Genomic DNA, 19,019 nt, shown 5'->3' with positions numbered 1-19,019 from the left:
GAGACTAATTGGTCTTCTTATACCAACTAATGACATCTATAGTAAATTTCTTTCCACCATACTCTCACTCAGTGTCGCGTGCAAATCCCATGATACACGAGCAATGCGCTCAACAAGTACGCGAAGATTACGGTGAGGATACTGTGACTATGAGGATGTGGTTACGATGAAGATAAAAGCGCTTGGTAAAATAACAGCATTAAAGTCCTCGCTCATTTTTTTGGGGTTGGGATTCCTAGTGGCCTGCTCGTCACCCAATCGATATAACGAGCTCAATACCACCCCAACGCCAATGCGCAGCGACCATGAACTGGGCTTGGCCTTTGGCGGCGGCGGTGTCCGAGGATTCATGCATTTAGGTGTGCTCAAAGCCCTTGAAGAGCAGGGTATAAAGCCAGATGTGGTCAGCGGCACTTCCGCAGGTTCGATCGCCGCCATTCTCTACGCCTCCGGTATGAGCCTCAATAGCATGGAAAAGGTCATTGATGACATCGGCGTGTCTGATATTGCCGATTTTGTGGTGTCTTCAAAAGGGCTAATCAACGGTAAGCGGTTATCTGAGTGGATTAACTCTCAAGTTGACTATCAAGACCTCAATGCCATGCCCATTCCGGTGGCCGTCACCGCGACCAATTTAACCACCCAAACGACCATGATGATTCGCTCTGGTAACCCAGGTCACGCGGTACAAACATCATCAACCATCCCAGGCGCCTTTGTTCCTGTGCAACACCAAGGTGATCTTCTCGTCGATGGCGGTATATTCAGTGTCGTGCCAGTGTACAGTGCAAGAGCCTTAGGGGCTAAAAAAGTCATTGCCGTTGATATTTACTGTCACAACCAACCCACACCAGAAATCAGCGCCAGCAAAATCACCCTTGCCGTTTTTAGAATGCAAAGTTGTCGTTTGTCTCAAGCAGAGTTAAACAGTGCCGATGTGGTGATCGCTCCTCGTTTTGAACCCAGCAGCAGTGGCGCATTTGATGAGAAACGGCGCGCGATTGAAGCGGGATACCAAGCGACTCAAGCGGCCATGCCGACGATCAAAGCCTTGTTGGCGCCATAGTCTCTTATTGATTTGCGCTCGGCGCTCACGGGCAAAAAGCGTCTTTAGCACATTGGAAATAAAGGCGCCGACTCGTTTGCTAAGCTAAGGCAAACTTTCACCATCATTTAGCCATTTATAGCGAATTGCTAACGATTAGCCATAAATGGCTAAATTTGATTGACATGAAAGAAGGAGTTTTAATGTGGGACCAACCTCTAAACCGATTGCCGTGATCAGCGGTGATATTGTCAACTCAACCAAACTAACAGCTGAATAGTTTGAACAACTTCTTAAACGAATCAAAGATATTCAGAAACTGATCACCAAAGGAAACTCAGAAAATGCGCACAGTATTGAGCGTGGTGATGAATTTCAGACTGTGGTGCACGAAATAGCTTCCCCCTACTCGCCATACTGTGAGCCAATGCATTCCCGTCGCCTATCAACACATTAATGGTTGTTGGCTAAACGCGGCCACACCTGCCAATTAAGCGCTTCACTCGCCGTGGGCGCCTCAAAATACTGAGTGACATGATGAAATACTTCTACTGTGTCAAATGCAGCTCGCTCTGGCTCTTCCACGCGACGTTTTGCCAACTGAGATAGGCATTGCTCATCGGTTAAGTCGAGATGCCAAAGCAGATGTTCACAGCGGATCTCGCGGCACAACGCGATAAACCAGGCTCTTTGCTTGGTCGTATTTGCGGGAAAGTCCATCACCACGTCCACACCAAGATTGAGTAAGTTTTGTACATGGCTTTTAACAAAAGGCTTAATGAGATTTGAATAGCGAATGTAATCGTCAAACGTGTTGATTTGAGATGGATAATGAGCGGACAACCAATCGTCTTCAGAAATTAACACGGCCTTCTTTTCTGCCGCAACCACCTTGGAATGCGTCGATTTACCGGCTCCCATCTTGCCGCAGAAAAAGAACAAGGTTCCCTGATTTTTCATCTTGCCTCCGTGTATGGCCTTCCATAGCATTTTATTGCCGTCAGCGTTTTTTCGCCGCGCGCTTTGTCACTTCACACAATTTAGCATCGATAGATATCGATGCATAACCTAAAACGCAACACTAGGCACAGTTCGAAAGTCAAGCAACGGACATGGTGTCACCGGCCCGACCACGCGATGAGTGTTTACCTTCAAATGGCCATCGAATAGAAAACGAACGGGATCAAGGTATTTAAAGATACTCATTTATACTTAACACTTATCAACAGCGGCTATTGCCCAAATGCGTTTTTCCGACTAGCTTTAAACAAAAACAATATTTAAATAAAAATAATAAGGAATAACGATGAAATATTCAGAGAATCACATTGCCGAGCTCAACCTACTACTCCAATTCAATTTAAGCAGTACCGCCACCGGTGTCAAAGTCCACAAAGACGCGTCACCGCAAATGCAAGACGCCGCGGCCCGTTTGTATGAGAAGAAATTGTGCACTCAGCCCGACGGTGGTTACTTGACGGATGAAGGGATTGAAATGGCTGAGTACGCCGAAAAGATCTTAGATGTGTTGCAGGCTTGATCACCATCATCGCCATAAAAATAACCTTGTCTTCTTCGCCCTCTAGAAGACAAGGTTTGATTAGGTTGACACCCCCGCAAACGCTGTATTCTCACCGCGTATTTTTGTGAAGGGTGAGACATCACCTAACGCTTGATCTCCGCCACCGATTCAATGCTAATGGCATCATTTCGCCAATACTCTATGTCGCAGTCAATCAACTCACCTCGTTGGTCGTAGTTAATGCGCTCAACCACGATGGCCGGTGTTCCGGATGTCGCACGCAGTGCCTGTGCCCGTTCACCTAACAAGATGTTGTTTGAAATCCGATAGTGAATTTTTTGATAGCAAACCCCATAGTGCTCGCGATAGATATCCGTCAGTGAGTTCGATAAATCGTGTTCAAGCAGATTGGCAAATAGCTCCGGCCGGATAAAGTTGGTCACGTATACCACCGGACGACCATCGAGATAGCGCACTCTATCAACTTGATACACATTTGAGAAAGGCTGTAACTTCAATAAATTGGCAGCTTGTTTATTGGCTAACACCCCTTTTGCCGCCACCACCTCCGTGTTGGGCACACGATTTTGCGCTTTGGCCATATTGGAAAAGTTGAGCGTTTGGGTTGGGTCGTAACGCAAAGGCTCAGGAGAGATAAACCAACCTCGGCGATCTTCGCGATAAATCCGACCTTCCGCTTCTAACAATGACAAAGCTTCACGCAAAGTAACGCGGGTAGTATCAAACGACTCTGCCAACTTGCGCTCTGCGGGTAATTTTTTACGCGGCGTCAACATGCCCGCTTCAATTTGTTCAACAATCGAATCTTTAATTTTTACGTATTGCAACTGCGTGTCCTTATCTTTTACGCCAAGCTTGTGTGCGATTTTCTAACCATTGCCCTAATATCATTTGAGCGACTTTCGACATGGCAGCTGCGAACATAATCATCACCGCCATTGCCGCTGCCGCCCCGGTTTGGCCAGCATCGTCCATATTTAAAATGGACACCGACGCCAGAATCGTATCGGTTGAGTAAAGAAATACTACCGCAGAAGTGGTGGTTAATGCATTAACAAACAAATAGGTCGCCATGTCCAATATGGCCGGTAAACACACGGGTAAAGTCACTTTAAAAAACAATTTATACTGCGGCATTTTCACCGATGCCGCAGTGGCTTCGATCTCGGCGGGCAGTTGCTTAAGCACCGTCAAAGCGGTCATGTGACCGACGGTGTAATAATGCACTATGGTATTAATCACCAAAAATGCCATGGTGCCATAGAGCAGATTCAAAGGATTATTGACATCGTTAAAGTAAAAAATATACCCCAAACCTAATACCATGCCAGGCACCGCCATAGGGACAACACTTAAGATTTGCAACGCGTGGCGAATCACCGCAAACGACCGGCCTTTCTCGATACAATAAGCGCCAACGAAGATCACCGCCGTACCGATCACCGCCGTCCACCCCGCCAAGGTGAGGGAGTTAAAAAAGGGGCTCCAGCCATAGGTACTCATTTCAGAAAAGCGATAGTTATTAAGTGTCAGCGCTTGATTCCATGGCCAAAACGTCACGAGCGAGCCATATACCGCCATACTCAGCACCACAACAATGGCAACGGAAATTAGCGTGCAATAGAGAAAACAAATCCCATCACGGGCTTTATTTGGCTCAGGCTGATACGGTACCGAACGACTATCAAATAAGCTCTTTTGTTTTTTCTGCACCCAGCGATCGGCCCCAAATGCCAACACCGCAGGAAACAAAAGCATGATACTGGCCACGGCGCCCATGGCAAAGTTTTGTTGGCCAACCACTTGCTTAAAAATATCAGTCGCCAGGACATTGTAACTGCCACCGATCACTTTCGGCACACCAAAATCGGTGATCACCAACGTAAACACAACGATCAGCGTACTGATCAAGCCGTATTTCGCTGCAGGTAGGGTGACCATAAAGAAGGTTTTTAGGGGTGAGGTTTTCAAAGCACGTGCCGCTTCGTATAAACGCGCATCCGAGGTGCGCAGCGAGGTCGTCAAAATCATCAAGGCATGAGGAAAAGTCCAAAAGATCAACCCCATTGAGATTCCAATCACACCATAAACCGACTTTCCAAGTAACATCTCCTTAGCAATACCTTGATTACCAAAGAGAAAAATAAGACTGATCGCCGGTAACAAAGAGGGAGCGAGGATCGGGGCTGTACCCAAAATTTGAAAAACACCTTTAAACGGCATACAGGAACGGGTAAGTGCATACGCATAACCAAACGCCATCACGCCCACTATCGCAGTCACCATCCCGCCGAGAATAAAGGTATTGCCTACCGACGCCCACAAACTCGACGACGACAAATACGCCGCAAAGTTGGCCAAACCGACGAACTCACCTTGGCTATTTTCAACGCTCTTCGCCAGCATCGCCCAAAGTGGCATGACAATAAATACCATCATCATTGCCGACAAGGCGGTCAGTAACCCCAACAACACCAGTTTGTCACGGCTCATTGGCCCAATCCAGGCTTTGCCTTTGGTCTGTTGACGATTTATCTTCAATGTCATTGAATCCATATCTACCTCTACGCCGCCAGGCCTTTGTCAGCCGAAGACAAGGTGTAACCATATAACCCTTCTTGACAAAATTGCAGGAAACGAGTGTCACCCTGTTTAATATTGAGTTTGTCGACGCTTTTAGCCGGTACATTGACCGCAATGGTTCGCGCTACACTGTCGTTTTTCAATACGCAATCAACGCGATAAAAGGCCCCCTGAAACTCCAAGGCCCTTACGGTGACTGGCAAGGCGTATTCGGTTTTATCTACGAATTGAAACTGTTCAGGACGCACGGCAAGGTCGAAGCAATCACCTCGTTGAATCTCACGATTAACCAGTGTTGGCGCTGGCAGTAAAGTGTCGGCGATGCGCACTTGAGTATCGGTGATGACCGAGGTCTCTATAAAATTCATGTTGCCAACAAACTCGGCGACAAACCGCGTCTTGGGTTGTTGATAGATGGCTTGTGGCGTGCCAACTTGCTCGATAACACCATGATTCATGACAACAATTCGGTCTGCCATCGACAAGGCTTCATCCTGATCATGAGTCACCATGATGGTGGTGATACCAAGCTTGCGTTGCAGTTTACAAATCTCATCACGCAAGTGAACGCGAACTTTTGCGTCTAAGGCTGACAAAGGCTCATCAAGGAGTAATAGACCCGGTGACAGTGCCAAAGCTCGTGCAAGTGCCACCCGCTGTTGTTGGCCACCAGACAGTTGATTGGGAAATTTTTCTCCAGAGGTTGGTAGGCCGATGGTTTCTAACCAGAGTGCCACTTTGTCGAATGCCTCTTTGTTTGACATGCCTTGGTTTTGCAGACCAACCGCAATGTTCTCTTGTACCGTCAAGTTAGGAAACAACGCATAAGATTGAAAAACAATCCCGAAATCGCGTTTTTCTGGTGGCAGATAAGTCGTTTCGAATCCACTTTGAAAAATCGCACCCGACGTCGGTAAATCCAACCCGGCAATGGCACGTAGCAATGTAGTTTTACCGCAGCCAGAAGGGCCAAGAAAACAAATAAATTCACCCTTTTCAATTGCTAACGATATCTTATTTAACGCCGTGAATGAGCCAAATTTCTTAACAACGTTGTCGACTAATAAGTAATCTTGATTGGTTGACATAACACACACTCCAAATGGTATATTCCAGATTTTAACTTTCCCTCATTACAGACCAATGACAAACGAAGTAACATCGCTTTTTCACCTTGTCACAATCAATAAAAGTGATAGTAAAAACCTGGGCAGCACGTCGTGGTTTTCAATAAAGACATTGTTTAGATCGCACTGCCAGGTCGGGTTCAAACGTCGTCTCTGGTGTATTACCCGTTAGAAAGACGACGTCGCACTATGGCTATTAACAAGGTCTGATACCGGCCAACAACGCCCGCCTTTGGGCAAAGCGCCACCGATAACAGAACCAAGTGTTAACGGATTTTATCGGCCTTCCCCGCTGGGCCAGCGAGTTTGGCTAACTGCTTATCAAGCCAAAGTGGCGCTTTTTCGCGATCTTCTGCCGCTTCTTTTCGGCGCACGGCGTTGCGCACCAGCATCGCGCCCAGCCAACGAAATGGCTCTGGTGGAAAGTACCCCAACGGACCGCTGGTCATCCCGCAGCGTGACCACGGATTATCTAAGCCCAAAACCATTGAGGAGAGAATTTTGCCACCGATGCGTGTTTGGGCTACCCCATTACCGGAATACCCCAAACCATAAAAGACGTTACTCTGGTTATTGAGGCGACCGAAAAAAGGCAAACCGGTCACCGATCTGTCAGAGCCACCTGTCCAATGATAATCAAAAGAGGATTGCTGCAATCCCGGAAACAAGGTTTGGAATGACTGATTGAGCAGGGAAATATAACGGCTCGGCTTGTGAAACATGGCATCGACTTTGTTGCCAAAGGAGAACTGGTTACCGCCTTTGCCTAACATCAAGCGTCCATCTCGCGTGTCTCGGTAGTAGTGTACAAACAGGCGAGAATCCACCACTGCCGCGCCTTTTTTGGGCCCGAACTTTTCCAGGTGTGATGGGATAGGCTTGGTGATCGCCATATCAGAAGACACCACAACGATGCTGCGTTTGAAAGCCTTAAAGTGTTCCACCATCCACGCATTAAGCGCAATCACAACCTGATCGGCAACCAACTTGCCTTTGTCAGTGGTTATCGTCGCCGGTTGACCGTAATCAAGCTTGTGCATCGGGCTGTGTTCATAAATGTCCACTCCCATTTTTATCGCCACTCGGCGTAGTCCCCGCGCTAACAACGCCGGTTGAAGACTGCCGCCAGCTGGCGAGTAATGCCCCTCTAGGTGACACGTTGAGCCAGATTGTTTGGTAAGCGCTTCACCACATTTCTGCCAACGATTAATACCCAGCTTGCAAAGTTCATTCACAATCGGCTCCATTCCCCCTTTTTGGGACGAGTTGGTCGCCGTGTAGTAAGCCCCACTTCGGTACAAATGGGCATCTATCCCCTGCTCCTCACAAAAGGCTTCAATCTCATAAATGACCTGCTCTGATTGTTCGACCAACCATTTCGCTTGTTGTTGACCATACAATTTTTTTAAAGTGGGATACTTAGTCGACCAGGTCAACATACAGCCGCCATTAGCACCAGAGGCGCCACTGCCGCACAGCGATTTTTCAATCAGGGTGATTTTTTTATCGGGCTGTTGTTGTTTTAATAATATTGCCGTCCATAACCCAGTATACCCGCCGCCGACAATCGCGATATCGCAGCGTTTTTCGCCGGTAAGTTGGCTATAAGTGACTTGTTCAAAAGAGCCAAATTCTTGTTCGATGGCTTGTTTAAACCAAAACGAGTGGTGTGGTTTCATGTTTTCGTGACCGGATAAAGCGTGAATCAAAAATGTCTGGTATACCAATCGCGTTGAGTGTTACCCATCCAAGAGTCGGGACAACACGTGATTGGTATTCACATCAACCAAGGTGGCATGTGTCCACCTTGGTTGATATTGGCGTAGGGAATTAAGACTTAGGCTCAGATTTTGCGTCAAACTTTTCAGACCATGTCGCTAGGATCTGCGCGCGTTGGCTTCCCATTTGTGCAAAGTTCATGCTCGCCATATTCGCTTGAACATTCGGAAAGTTGGAGACGTCGGCTTTAACGTCTTTATGCGCAACCACAGGGTACATTTCGATATACAATTCGTTCGCTTTTTTAGAAATTGACCAATCTACGACGCGTTTTGCTGCGTCAGAGACTTCAACCAAGCCAACGGCTTCCGACTCCCAACCAATCCCTTTGGGCGTAATTACCTCAATCGGCGCACCTTGTGTTTTCAACTTGGCACCGCGACTGGCCATAGAAATACCGATCGCCACTTCACCCATGCCGGCTTGGACACAAGGCTTGGAACCAGAATGCGTGTAATGGGCGATGTTTTTGTCTAAATCGCTCATGTAATTCCACGCCTTGTCTTCTCCCATACTTTGTAGCCAAGCAGAAACCTGCATGTAGCCCGTCCCTGATGAGGCTGGATTTGGCATTGCAATATGGCCTTGATAGACAGGTTTGGTTAAATCTTGCCAAGAGGTGGGCATAGGTAAGTTGAGTTGTTCGGCCACCACCTGATTAAAACAAATGGCATTAAAAAAGGCATCGTTACCAAACCAAGCTTGATTCGATTGAGGATCGTTTAGGTTAGCGTTGAGTGCTTGTACCCCTTTTGGAGAATAGGGTTTAAGGATCCCTTCCTCTTTCAACAGCGCCATCGACGAACCCGCCAGTCCCCAAACGACCTGGGCATGGGGGTTGTTTTTTTCTGCCAATAATTTTGCCGTCATAATACCCGTAGAGTCACGCACCCATTTGATATTGATATCAGGGTTTTCTTTTTCAAACGCGGACTTGTATTTGGCAAGAATGTCGGTTTCAAAAGCGGTATAAACCGTGACTTCCTGCGCTGAAAATGCGTTTGGTGCCAACACAGTGACCAGTGCAGCAAGCGATCCTTTCATTAAACGGTTTTTCATCATGTTCTCCAATAAAGTAAGCCAAGTTCATTTGGTATGTACCAATTTCAATTCTCACCCTACTGATCGATTGTGACGAAACTATGGCCATAAAATGGCAGATTGACGAAATAAGATGAAAAAAGCGCGTAATAAAGCGACAAGACCGCCACTATTAAGCTTTTATTAAATTCATAACGGGCCTATTTACGATTTCATTTTTCCTATATAGAGTAAAAACACCAAACTGGTTTATACCAATTAGAAGTGTAAATGGAAATCGCCATGAAAAATGAATACCTACTCCTGACCCCAGGGCCTTTATCGACATCTGAAACCGTTCGACAAGCGATGCTCAAAGACTGGTGTACTTGGGATGATGACTATAACAAAGACATTGTTGAAGTGATTCGCAACAAACTCGTCGCGTTGGCGACAGACCAAACCGGCTACACCAGTGTATTAATGCAAGGCAGTGGCACCTCGTCAGTAGAAGCAACCATTGGCAGTGCGATAGGCAAAGAAGGAAAGTTGTTGGTGATCGACAATGGCGCATACGGCGCGCGTATTGCTCAAATTGCCCAGTATCTCAATATTGCGTGCCAGATTATTTCACCTGGAGAAACCTCACCGCCCCAACTCGACCAAGTCGAAGCCGCTTTAACATCAGATCCTCAGATCACTCACGTTGCCATCGTTCACTGTGAGACAACAACCGGTATGCTCAACCCGATTGAAGCGTTAACCGCGGTTGCCAAAGCCCACGGCAAAGTTGTGATCCTCGATGCCATGTCGAGCTTTGGCGGGATCCCGATGGATATTGCCAAGCTCAAGGTCGACTTTATGATCAGCTCCGCCAACAAATGCATTCAAGGGGTACCAGGATTTGGCTTTGTGATAGCCAAACAAACGGAACTTGAAAAATGCAAAGGACAAGCACGCTCTTTGAGCCTTGACCTTTATGACCAATGGCATTGCATGGAAACCAACCACGGAAAATGGCGTTTTACATCACCCACACATACGGTTCGCGCTTTCTATCAAGCCTTAATTGAGCTAGAGCAAGAAGGAGGAATAACCGCTCGTCATCAACGTTACCAAGCCAACCAAACCACCTTGGTCAATGGGATGCGCTCTCTTGGTTTTGAGCCTCTTTTGAATACAGAGCTTCACTCACCGATTATTACTTCGTTCTACTCGCCCGATCACCCAGATTATCAATTCAAAACGTTTTACACCCGATTGAAAGAGCAAGGCTTTGTCATTTATCCCGGTAAGGTATCAAACGCAGATTGCTTTCGAATTGGCAATATTGGCGACGTTTACCCCGACGATATCGAACGCCTGCTCGGTGCGATTGACAACGCCATGTACTGGACCGGTCAAAACGACAACGAACAACAATAACTCATTGATGTACATAAATAGAGTACCAGAAGCACTATGAATCAGAATTTAAAACCGACTCATTGGCGCAGTGAAGGTGACATCAATACCACCCCAGCTCGTCAAACCTGGCATGAAACCATCCACAACGAGCGCACAAAAGCCTGGTTAAAACGAGACGCTGACGCTTTCGTGCACCAAGCGATGTCGACGCCTTGCTTAGACGTCTTGGAAACAGCAAAAGGAATCTATATTCAAGATCTGACAGGCAAAAAGTACATGGACTTTCATGGTAATAACGTCCATCAGCTCGGTTACGGCCATCCTCATGTCATCAAGCGCGTGCAGGAGCAAATGACCCAATTGCCCTTTTCTCCGCGCCGTTTTACCAATGCGACCGCTATTGAATGCGCCGAAAAAATCGCACAAATCTGTGGCGGTGATTTAAATCGCGTACTCTTCGCCCCAGGCGGTACGTCCGCCGTTGGCATGGCTTTGAAATTGGCACGTCACATCACCGGCAATTACAAAGTCGTGTCGTTGTGGGACTCGTTTCACGGCGCGTCATTAGACGCGATTTCGGTGGGTGGTGAAGCTTGTTTTCGGCAGGGTATGGGGCCGTTAATGGCAGGCGTTGAACGCATCCCTCCTCCTGTGTCCTATCGCGGCGCTTTTCCCTCTTGTCACGATAGTGATGTGCACTACGCCGATTACCTAGAGTACGTCATCGAAAAAGAAGGCGGCGTGGGTGCATTCATTGCTGAAGCCGTTCGCAACACCGATGTGCAAGTGCCCAGTCAAGCCTACTGGAAACGCATTCGCGACATCTGTGACAAGCACAATGTCATGCTGATCATTGACGACATTCCCAACGGGATGGGCAGAACTGGTGAATGGTTTACCTACCAAGCCTACGATATCGAACCAGACATACTCTGTATTGGCAAGGGGTTAGGTGGCGGCTTAGTACCGATGGCCGCCATGGTCACCAAAGACAAGTACAACACCGCCGCACACATCTCGATGGGCCATTATACCCATGAAAAAAGCCCTATCGGTTGCGCGGCTGCACTGGCGACCATTGAAGCCATTGAGCAAGAAAATTTACTCGATAAAGCGAAAGCCGATGGCCAATTTATGCGCCAAAGACTGCTGGAGATGAAAGCCAAATACCCGCTGATTGGCGATGTACGCGGTATCGGTATGCTGTGGGGGGTTGAGTTGGTAACCAATCAGGGCACCAAAGAACGCGCCTACGACGAAGCCGAATCGGTGTTGTATCACTGCCTAAACAATGGCGTCAGTTTCAAACTATCGCAAGGCAATGTCATTCAACTGAGTCCGCCGCTGATCATTTCTCGTGAACAATTAACAGAAGCCTTAACCCTATTAGAGCAAGCGATCGCCAACGTATGTCAAGAGGGTTAACCGGCCAGAGTCACTCGCTGTTGAGTTAACTTGGTTTATCCATACGAAGACAACAGCCGGTGACCAATACTCACTGCCCTCCTCACAGAGGTCGGCATCACTTTAAAAGTAAAAAAGGAACCCTAATGAGTCACTCACCAATACAAGCCGTCATTTTTGATTGGGCAGGCACTATCGTCGATTTCGGCTCTTTTGCCCCAACCAGTATTTTTGTCGAAGCCTTTAAGCAGGGGTTTGATTTTGATATTAATCTCGCAGAAGCACGCGAGCCAATGGGACTGGGCAAATGGGATCACATCCAGGCTGTTGGCCGTCTTCCTTCAGTGGAAAAGCGTTGGAAAGCCCAATTTGGTCGCGCCATGACTCATCAAGACATTGACGCCATTTATAGCGCCTTTATGCCACTGCAAAAAGCGAAAGTCGCCGATCACGCCGCGCCAATTCTCAATGCCATTGATGTTGTTAACGGCCTAAAAGACCAAGGGATTAAAATTGGCTCTTGCTCTGGTTACCCTCGAGAGGTGATGGACATACTAATTGACGCCGCTTCACATCACGGTTACCACCCGGATTGTGTCGTTGCAACGGATGATCTTCCACAAGGCGGACGCCCCGCCCCGTTTATGGCTCTGAAAAACGTGATCGAGTTGGCGGTAACGGACGTTAAAGCATGCGTGAAAGTCGACGATTCCGCACCGGGTATCGACGAAGGCCACAATGCGGGCATGTGGACTGTTGGCCTGCTGCTATCGGGTAACGAAGCCGGCTTAACTTTTGAACAATACCAAACCGCAGATCAAGAAACCCTCAATGCCGCACGTGACCAAGCACGTCAGAAACTGCTCAAAAGCGCGCCCCACTATTTAATTGACACGATTGCTGATCTTCCACAAGTAATAAGCGATATTGAAACCAAGTTAAAGGCTGGTGAACGCCCATAAATCATTATATTTTGGAATTTTAATGGCGTCTTCGGCGTAGAAAGTTGAGATAATGAGCGTGAAGACGCCGAACACAAACGCAATACCAACGAGAATATTTTGCTTTTTTTACCAACTTCTGCTTGACTCTGTACCTAGGTACAGAGTGTAGAGTAGGTGATGTCGATGAACGAGAACAACCCCATAACCATTGGCGTATTGGCAAAAGCCGCCAACGTCGGCGTAGAAACGATTCGCTTTTACGAGCGCAAAGGCATTATTGAGCAGCCACCTAAAATCGGTGGTTTTCGTCACTATCGCGATGAAGACATTCGGGTGGTCCGCTTGGTAAAAAAACTGCAGGCGGTGGGGTTTTCTTTAGACGAAATTAAAGATTTTCTCGTTTTCGACCATTGTTGCAGTCAATCGCGATCCGTGGTTAAGCACAAATCGTTAGCCAAAATTGAGGAAATAAAAACACAAATTTCCGAATTAGAGACAACGATAAAAGCCCTCGAGATGTTTTCTAACGCTTGTGGCTCGAGTAAAAGTGCTGAAATTGGTTGCCATTTACTGGATTGTTTTGAAAACCATTGGCAGTGCTGTAATGACGACAGCACCCCTAACCTAGCTGGAGAATAATGATGAGTGAAGCGTGTAAATGTTGTGAAGAGCAAGAATCAGCCCAATGCTGCTGTAACACAGAAAACTGTCAGTGTGCTGACGGTTGTGTGTGTGGGGATTGCTGTAAAGATGGCGATTGCTGCTAACTGTGATTGCGACTAAATATTAGGCGTTAAAGCGAATCACTGCCTCTCCTTCGTGACAGCAAAGTCAACGGTGATGGGCAGTGATATTTTCTACGTTATTGACGGTTATTTTCACGGATAATACGACGGCAACGCATCAATAAATCGTCATAATTGTCCATTTTTTCATAATCGACTTTTAACTTGCCGTGAAACATCAAGGTAACGGTCACATCACGATAACTGAGCCAACAAGTATAGCCATCAAAATCTTGCCAAGCGGACAGCTCACCAAGTTGATGCTTATCTCCTTTGTTTTCGCCCTTTGACACAATATGTTCAAACACTCTGAGAAAATCTTTTGTTGTCAGCTGAATATCCATACCTTTCTCCTGTGATTGCTCACTGGTCACTCTACCGAAAAAACCACGCTCAACGCAATGCTCAGTCTTGTTACGCAATGAATGCCCAGTCGATCTCCGTCAACAACAAAAAGTACGATCACTTGCTCGAAGAAAACCCCGATCTTTTTTGATAAATTTGTGACCTGTGCGTGCAACAAATAGGCGAAAGTCCCCGTGATCCTCATCAAATGCTCAAGCTCGACTATACTTCTAATGTGAATAGAATATAGGTGTAGCTATGACCGCCCAAAACAAACCCAAACCAAGTGAGCTAGCCAGTCACCTCATCGCCGAACGTCGATTTATAGAACTCCTCGACGCCTTGCCAAAAGTCTCGGTTCAAGGATACGACAAACACCGCCGCGTCATTCACTGGAATCGCTCAAGTGAAGAGATCTATGGTTATCGCCGCGAAGACGCGCTTGGCCAAAAACTTGAAGACTTAATTATCCCAGAAGGCATGCGCCCTACGGTCATCGCTTTACATCAACAATGGATAGACAAAGGCATTGCCATCCCCTCTGCAGAATTGATTTTACAGCGCAAAGATGGCTCTTATGTACCGGTGTTTTCCTCTCATATCATGCTCAAACAAGACACCGACGAGCCAGAAATGTTTTGCGTCGATGTCGACCTTAGTGAGCAATACCAAGCGCAGCAGGAGTTGCGCCAACGCGCAATCACCGACCAATTGACTGGCCTGCCCAATCGCCGTCATTTAGACGAGCGGCTCAAGCAACACATAGAAGAGCAAGGGGAAAACTGTCAATTGGCGCTTTTCTTCATCGACTTAGACGTCTTTAAAGAAGTCAATGACACGCTGGGTCATCATTGGGGCGATGATCTTCTTAAGGCCGTTGCCCAGCGCCTGAGCAACATCACCAGCGAGGGCGAATTATTGGCGCGTTTTGGTGGCGATGAGTTTGTGTTGTTGATGCCCTTTCAACACACCGTTGAGGTACAAGTGCGTCTTCAGCAAATCCAGGCGGCCTTCTCATCTCCTTTTCAGATCGGTCGTGAAAACCTGTTATCCAGTGCCAGTATCGGTATTAGCCACTACCCACAAGACAGCCACAGCGCTGAAGCCCTGTTAAAAAACGCCGATCTCGCCATGTATCACGCCAAGGAACAAGGACACGGACGCCACCAGGTTTTCACACCCAAAATGGCCGATGACATGCTCTTACAACACGCACTATCCAAAGCGTTGCACGCAGCGATCGACAACGATGAACTGACTCTTTATTACCAACCCATTTACGATTTAAGTAACCATCAGATCGTCGCCTGTGAAGCGCTGCTGCGTTGGTTCCCACAAGACGAACGACTGCCAAACTCCCCAGCGGTATTCGTACCGATTGCTGAGCGCTCTGATTTGATCCTACACCTTGGTGATTGGGTCTTAAAACAAGCCTGTCAGCAAGCTCAATCCTGGCAAGCGCAAGGTCATCACCTTCGCATAGACATCAATGTGTCCGGCAAACAAGTGATCCAAAGCGACTTTTTTGAACAATTTTCTCAGCTCAAACAAGAACATCAACTCACCGCTGAGCAGATTGGCATTGAGCTCACTGAGCATACGCTTATTCAGTCCAACCATCATTTACTCGAGCAACTCCAAGCCCTAAAAGACAGTGGCGTCGAGATTGCCATTGATGACTTTGGCACAGGCTATTCCTCATTAAACTACTTAAAAACCTTGCCAGTCACGCATCTAAAAATCGACCGCAGTTTTATTCAAAACATCCCCGAAAGCCATATCGAGACCGCTTTACTGGCGGCGGTGGTGAGTATCGGCCATCAGCTGAATCTAGACATTATCGTCGAGGGGATAGAAACCGAGCAACAGGCCGAGTATTGCAAGTCGATTGGCATTGATTTCGCCCAAGGCTTCTTGTTTTGTCGCCCTGCAAGCCCGGACGTGATCAGCGAGCAACTGGCGCAAAACAATCAAGACTAAAACAAATACCGCAGTGCCTCTCGCGATGAGTTCACCATTTTGATGCCCACCACCTCAATTTGTCACGTCTAGGGCTAAGCTTTTCTTGCTGTTGGCACTCAGCGAGCTTGGACATCAGTCGCGCAAGAAGTCGTGCTCATTTTGCTTATTCCGCTCATTCAGTTCATTCAGTTCATTCAGTTCATTCAGTTCATTCAGTTCATTCAAAAAGAAAGTCTACCCTTCACAGATGTTTCCTGTTACTCTTTTAACCAAATAGTCGGGGGGCCACGCAATAGGTGTTGGCTGAGATCGAGATTCGAGACCCGTTGAACCTGATTCAGTTAATACTGACGTAGGGAACTATGCACCTTTTGCCTCAGCACCACTGCCATTTGCGATCGTCCATCGCAAAACCGATCGGCGATGACGTACGGCATAAGTCAGTTCCTATACGTTTTGATATAGGAGCGATACATGACGCAGCCGTCACAACCCAGTTTTTCTTCACCCACCACACCCATTGTGTTGACCATTGCCGGGTCTGACAGCGGTGGCGGCGCCGGTATTCAAGCCGATATTAAAGCCATCTCTGCCACGGGTGGATTCGCTTGCTCTGTGATTACCGCCATCACCTCGCAAAACACCCAAGGCGTTAGTGCCGTCTTCCCCATTCCCATCGCGCATGTCGAAAGCCAACTCGATGCCGTGTTCAGCGATCTAAACATCGTCGCGGTTAAAATCGGTATGCTCGCCGACGCCAATATCATCAAGGCGGTAGCGAACAAACTCACCCAATACCAGCCGCGACACTTGGTGCTTGATCCTGTCATGGTTGCCACCAGCGGGGATGTATTACTCGACACGGACGCCATCGACACCTTAAAAGAGACACTCATCCCACTGGCGGATATTATCACCCCTAATTTACCAGAAGGCGCGGCATTAACAGGCCGTACAGTGCCTCAATGCGAAGCGCAAATGAACGCTATGATCGGCGATCTGCGCGCTATGGGAGCAAAGGCCATTTTGCTCAAAGGGGGCCACCTAGAAGAAGAGCAAAACAGCAATGATCTCCTGATTACTCCCCATTCGGCCACTCCAATTCGCGCCAAGCGTTTCCCGACCAACAATACCCATGGCACAGGGTGTACCCTTTCTGCCGCGATCGCCTCCTACCTCGGGCAAGGCAACTCACTCGACAAGGCCGTCGCTTTAGCCAAGCGGTATATCTCTCATGCGATTGCCCATGCCGATGAGTTACACGTCGGTCGTGGTCACGGCCCGGTTCATCACTTTTTTGCCGGGCACAACCATGTTAGATAATCAACACCGCGCCCGCGAAATAAACCGCCGCGAACAATCCACGAGTAAACAATCCACTAGTAAACAATGCTCGAATAAACAAAGCGCAGATAAACAAGGCGCGACTAAACCATACCAAAGTGAAGCATGTGTTCGTGACCAACGCGCTGAAGGCGCCTATGACAACAAGGAAAAACCGGTTGGCATTCAACTGACTGACGCAAGTTTGCAATACCACGACAGCGACACCGCCACCCTGGCGAGGTTAAACATCACCTTCCCCGCTGGGCAGTGGACTGTTTTACTCGGGCGAAGTGGTGGGGGGAAAACCACGCTCTTGCGCTATCTGGCCGGTTTATTACCGACGCAGGTCAGATGGCAAGGCACACTCACCACCAGCGATGGCGGAGAGATACATTCGCGTATCGCCTACATGGCGCAGCAAGATTTATTACTACCTTGGCTCAATGTGTTAGAAAACGTCTGCCTAAGCTCGCGCTTTTCACACACCAACGCCGCGGCCAAAGACAAAGCAAAAGCCCTTCATTTACTTGAAAAAGTGGGCCTAGCCGCGCATGCCAATGCCAAACCCGCACAACTGTCAGGCGGGATGCGCCAACGCGTAGCCCTCGCGCGGACCTTAATGCAAGACAAGCCAATTGTGTTAATGGACGAGCCCTTTTCGGCGCTCGATGCGGTCACTCGTCATAAATTGCAAACCCTATCCGCCACCATGCTACAAGATAAAACCGTGGTGTTGATCACTCACGAACCACAAGAGGCCCTGCGCCTCGCTCACCAATTGTATGTATTGCAAGGCAACCCCGCCCAGGCCAAACCGCTGCCCGTGCCTCGCGCCTTACCACCTCGCCTTTTCGATAGCGACAGCGCGGCCTTACAACAGCAGATTTTACAACAATTGGAGCAAGATGATGCGTGAGAACACTCAATACAAGCCGGTATCCGCTCACAACCGTCAAACAGATCGCGTTACTCACCCGGCTCTGTACCTAACCGTCAGCACCTTGGTTATATTGGCGCTTTGGCAAGTGATTGTGGTGGTGTGCAAGCTGCCCAGTTTCATTTTGCCAACTCCAGTTGAAGTTCTGACTCGACTGTATTTTCGCTTTGATGTGTTGCTCGCACACACCTGGGTCACCGCCCAGGAGATCTTACTTGGACTCACGCTTGGTTTAGTGATGGGTTTGGTGTTTGCCCTACAAATGTTGTTGTTTGAGCCACTAAAACGTTGGTTGTTACCGATGCTGATTGCCAGTCAAGCGATCCCGGTATTTGCCATTGCGCCAATTTTAATGTTGTGGCTCGGTTACGGCATGGCGTCCAAGGTCGTCATGGCGGCCATCATTATTTTTTTCCCGGTGACAACCTGTTGTTACGACGGCTTAAGCAATACCCCCACCGGCTATCTCGATTTGGCCATCACCATGGGAGCGTCAAAATGGCAACGATTGCGCCATATTCAATTTCCCGCGGCGCTGCCGGCATTGGCCTCTGGTATTCGCGTTGCCGTGGTGGTCGCGCCGATTGGGGCCGTGGTCGGCGAATGGGTCGGCTCGAGTGAAGGGTTGGGCTATCTGATGTTGCAAGCCAATGCGCGCATGATCATTGACGAGATGTTTGCTGCCCTGTTTCTGCTCGCCTTACTGTCGATCGGACTTTACTTCACCACTGATACCTTGCTGAAAAAAGCCATTCCCTGGGAAAACACATCAACTCATTAACTTATTAACTTATTAACTTATTAACTTATTA

The 19,019-nt window shown here is 48.0% G+C and carries 17 protein-coding genes and 1 riboswitch; of the genes, 10 read left to right on the top strand and 7 right to left on the bottom strand.

Annotated elements, in window-relative coordinates:
• Positions 1 to 166: 166 nt before the first annotated feature.
• Entirely contained in the window at positions 167 to 1,066 is a 900-nt protein-coding gene (locus AB0763_RS16470) for a patatin-like phospholipase family protein (protein ID WP_306099538.1), read from the top strand.
• A 432-nt stretch (positions 1,067 to 1,498) separates the two neighbouring features.
• On the opposite strand, the gene AB0763_RS16465 is transcribed toward AB0763_RS16470, so the two are convergent.
• The gene (locus AB0763_RS16465; protein ID WP_306099537.1) at positions 1,499 to 2,005 is read right to left on the bottom strand and encodes an ATP-binding protein; all 507 of its coding nucleotides are present in this window, start codon (positions 2,003 to 2,005) and stop codon (positions 1,499 to 1,501) included.
• Positions 2,006 to 2,351: 346 nt separating this feature from the next.
• On the opposite strand from AB0763_RS16465, the gene AB0763_RS16460 reads away from it, so the two are divergent.
• The gene (locus AB0763_RS16460) at positions 2,352 to 2,585 is read left to right on the top strand and encodes a TIGR02647 family protein (protein WP_306099536.1); all 234 of its coding nucleotides are present in this window, start codon (positions 2,352 to 2,354) and stop codon (positions 2,583 to 2,585) included.
• Positions 2,586 to 2,710: 125 nt separating this feature from the next.
• Here AB0763_RS16460 and phnR read toward each other — a convergent pair whose 3' ends face one another.
• From phnR to AB0763_RS16435, 5 genes are all read right to left on the bottom strand, one after another.
• The gene (gene phnR / locus AB0763_RS16455) at positions 2,711 to 3,415 is read right to left on the bottom strand and encodes a phosphonate utilization transcriptional regulator PhnR (RefSeq protein ID WP_306099535.1); all 705 of its coding nucleotides are present in this window, start codon (positions 3,413 to 3,415) and stop codon (positions 2,711 to 2,713) included.
• Positions 3,416 to 3,425: 10 nt separating this feature from the next.
• Positions 3,426 to 5,144, bottom strand: coding sequence for a putative 2-aminoethylphosphonate ABC transporter permease subunit (locus tag AB0763_RS16450; RefSeq protein WP_306099534.1), 1,719 nt, complete (start codon positions 5,142 to 5,144; stop codon positions 3,426 to 3,428).
• 8 nt (positions 5,145 to 5,152) lie between these two features.
• Positions 5,153 to 6,259, bottom strand: coding sequence for a putative 2-aminoethylphosphonate ABC transporter ATP-binding protein (locus AB0763_RS16445; RefSeq protein ID WP_306099533.1), 1,107 nt, complete (start codon positions 6,257 to 6,259; stop codon positions 5,153 to 5,155).
• 305 nt (positions 6,260 to 6,564) lie between these two features.
• On the bottom strand, positions 6,565 to 7,977 hold the full coding sequence (locus AB0763_RS16440) for an FAD-dependent oxidoreductase (protein ID WP_306099532.1): 1,413 nt from the start codon (positions 7,975 to 7,977) through the stop codon (positions 6,565 to 6,567).
• A gap of 151 nt (positions 7,978 to 8,128) precedes the next feature.
• Positions 8,129 to 9,139 carry a putative 2-aminoethylphosphonate ABC transporter substrate-binding protein gene (locus AB0763_RS16435; RefSeq protein ID WP_306099531.1) on the bottom strand — a complete coding sequence of 337 codons (1,011 nt, stop codon included), beginning with the start codon at positions 9,137 to 9,139 and terminating at the stop codon, positions 8,129 to 8,131.
• A gap of 261 nt (positions 9,140 to 9,400) precedes the next feature.
• On the opposite strand from AB0763_RS16435, the gene phnW reads away from it, so the two are divergent.
• From phnW to AB0763_RS16415, 4 genes are all read left to right on the top strand, one after another.
• Positions 9,401 to 10,522, top strand: coding sequence for a 2-aminoethylphosphonate--pyruvate transaminase (gene phnW / locus AB0763_RS16430; RefSeq protein ID WP_306099530.1), 1,122 nt, complete (start codon positions 9,401 to 9,403; stop codon positions 10,520 to 10,522).
• 36 nt (positions 10,523 to 10,558) lie between these two features.
• Positions 10,559 to 11,929, top strand: a complete 1,371-nt coding sequence (locus AB0763_RS16425) for an aspartate aminotransferase family protein (RefSeq protein WP_306099529.1) — start codon at positions 10,559 to 10,561, stop codon at positions 11,927 to 11,929.
• A gap of 125 nt (positions 11,930 to 12,054) precedes the next feature.
• The gene (phnX, locus tag AB0763_RS16420; RefSeq protein ID WP_306099528.1) at positions 12,055 to 12,870 is read left to right on the top strand and encodes a phosphonoacetaldehyde hydrolase; all 816 of its coding nucleotides are present in this window, start codon (positions 12,055 to 12,057) and stop codon (positions 12,868 to 12,870) included.
• A gap of 165 nt (positions 12,871 to 13,035) precedes the next feature.
• Positions 13,036 to 13,491 carry a MerR family transcriptional regulator gene (locus AB0763_RS16415; RefSeq protein ID WP_306099527.1) on the top strand — a complete coding sequence of 152 codons (456 nt, stop codon included), beginning with the start codon at positions 13,036 to 13,038 and terminating at the stop codon, positions 13,489 to 13,491.
• A gap of 223 nt (positions 13,492 to 13,714) precedes the next feature.
• Here the strand turns inward: AB0763_RS16415 and AB0763_RS16410 are convergent, their stop codons facing one another.
• Entirely contained in the window at positions 13,715 to 13,981 is a 267-nt protein-coding gene (locus AB0763_RS16410) for a DUF3081 family protein (RefSeq protein WP_306099526.1), read from the bottom strand.
• A gap of 259 nt (positions 13,982 to 14,240) precedes the next feature.
• Between AB0763_RS16410 and AB0763_RS16405 the strand changes: the two genes are divergently transcribed.
• The 4 genes from AB0763_RS16405 to AB0763_RS16390 all read left to right on the top strand — a co-directional run bounded on the left by AB0763_RS16405 (position 14,241) and on the right by AB0763_RS16390 (position 18,988).
• The gene (locus AB0763_RS16405; RefSeq protein WP_306099525.1) at positions 14,241 to 15,962 is read left to right on the top strand and encodes a bifunctional diguanylate cyclase/phosphodiesterase; all 1,722 of its coding nucleotides are present in this window, start codon (positions 14,241 to 14,243) and stop codon (positions 15,960 to 15,962) included.
• A 250-nt stretch (positions 15,963 to 16,212) separates the two neighbouring features.
• Positions 16,213 to 16,320, top strand: a riboswitch (TPP riboswitch).
• A 98-nt stretch (positions 16,321 to 16,418) separates the two neighbouring features.
• Positions 16,419 to 17,267, top strand: a complete 849-nt coding sequence (gene thiD, locus AB0763_RS16400) for a bifunctional hydroxymethylpyrimidine kinase/phosphomethylpyrimidine kinase (protein ID WP_306099524.1) — start codon at positions 16,419 to 16,421, stop codon at positions 17,265 to 17,267.
• A complete protein-coding gene (locus tag AB0763_RS16395) occupies positions 17,257 to 18,186 on the top strand; it encodes an ABC transporter ATP-binding protein (protein WP_306099523.1) in 930 nt (309 codons plus the stop codon). Before thiD ends, AB0763_RS16395 begins: the two co-directional genes overlap by 11 nt.
• The gene (locus AB0763_RS16390; RefSeq protein WP_306099546.1) at positions 18,179 to 18,988 is read left to right on the top strand and encodes an ABC transporter permease; all 810 of its coding nucleotides are present in this window, start codon (positions 18,179 to 18,181) and stop codon (positions 18,986 to 18,988) included. The genes AB0763_RS16395 and AB0763_RS16390 overlap by 8 nt, the downstream gene beginning before the upstream one ends.
• The last annotated feature ends 31 nt before the right edge of the window (positions 18,989 to 19,019 follow it).

Origin of the sequence: Vibrio sp. HB236076 (assembly GCF_040957575.1) — a bacterium.
GTDB lineage: Bacteria > Pseudomonadota > Gammaproteobacteria > Enterobacterales > Vibrionaceae > Vibrio.
Note: the sequence above shows the minus strand (reverse complement) of the source record. Positions and strands in the feature narration are given on the sequence as shown.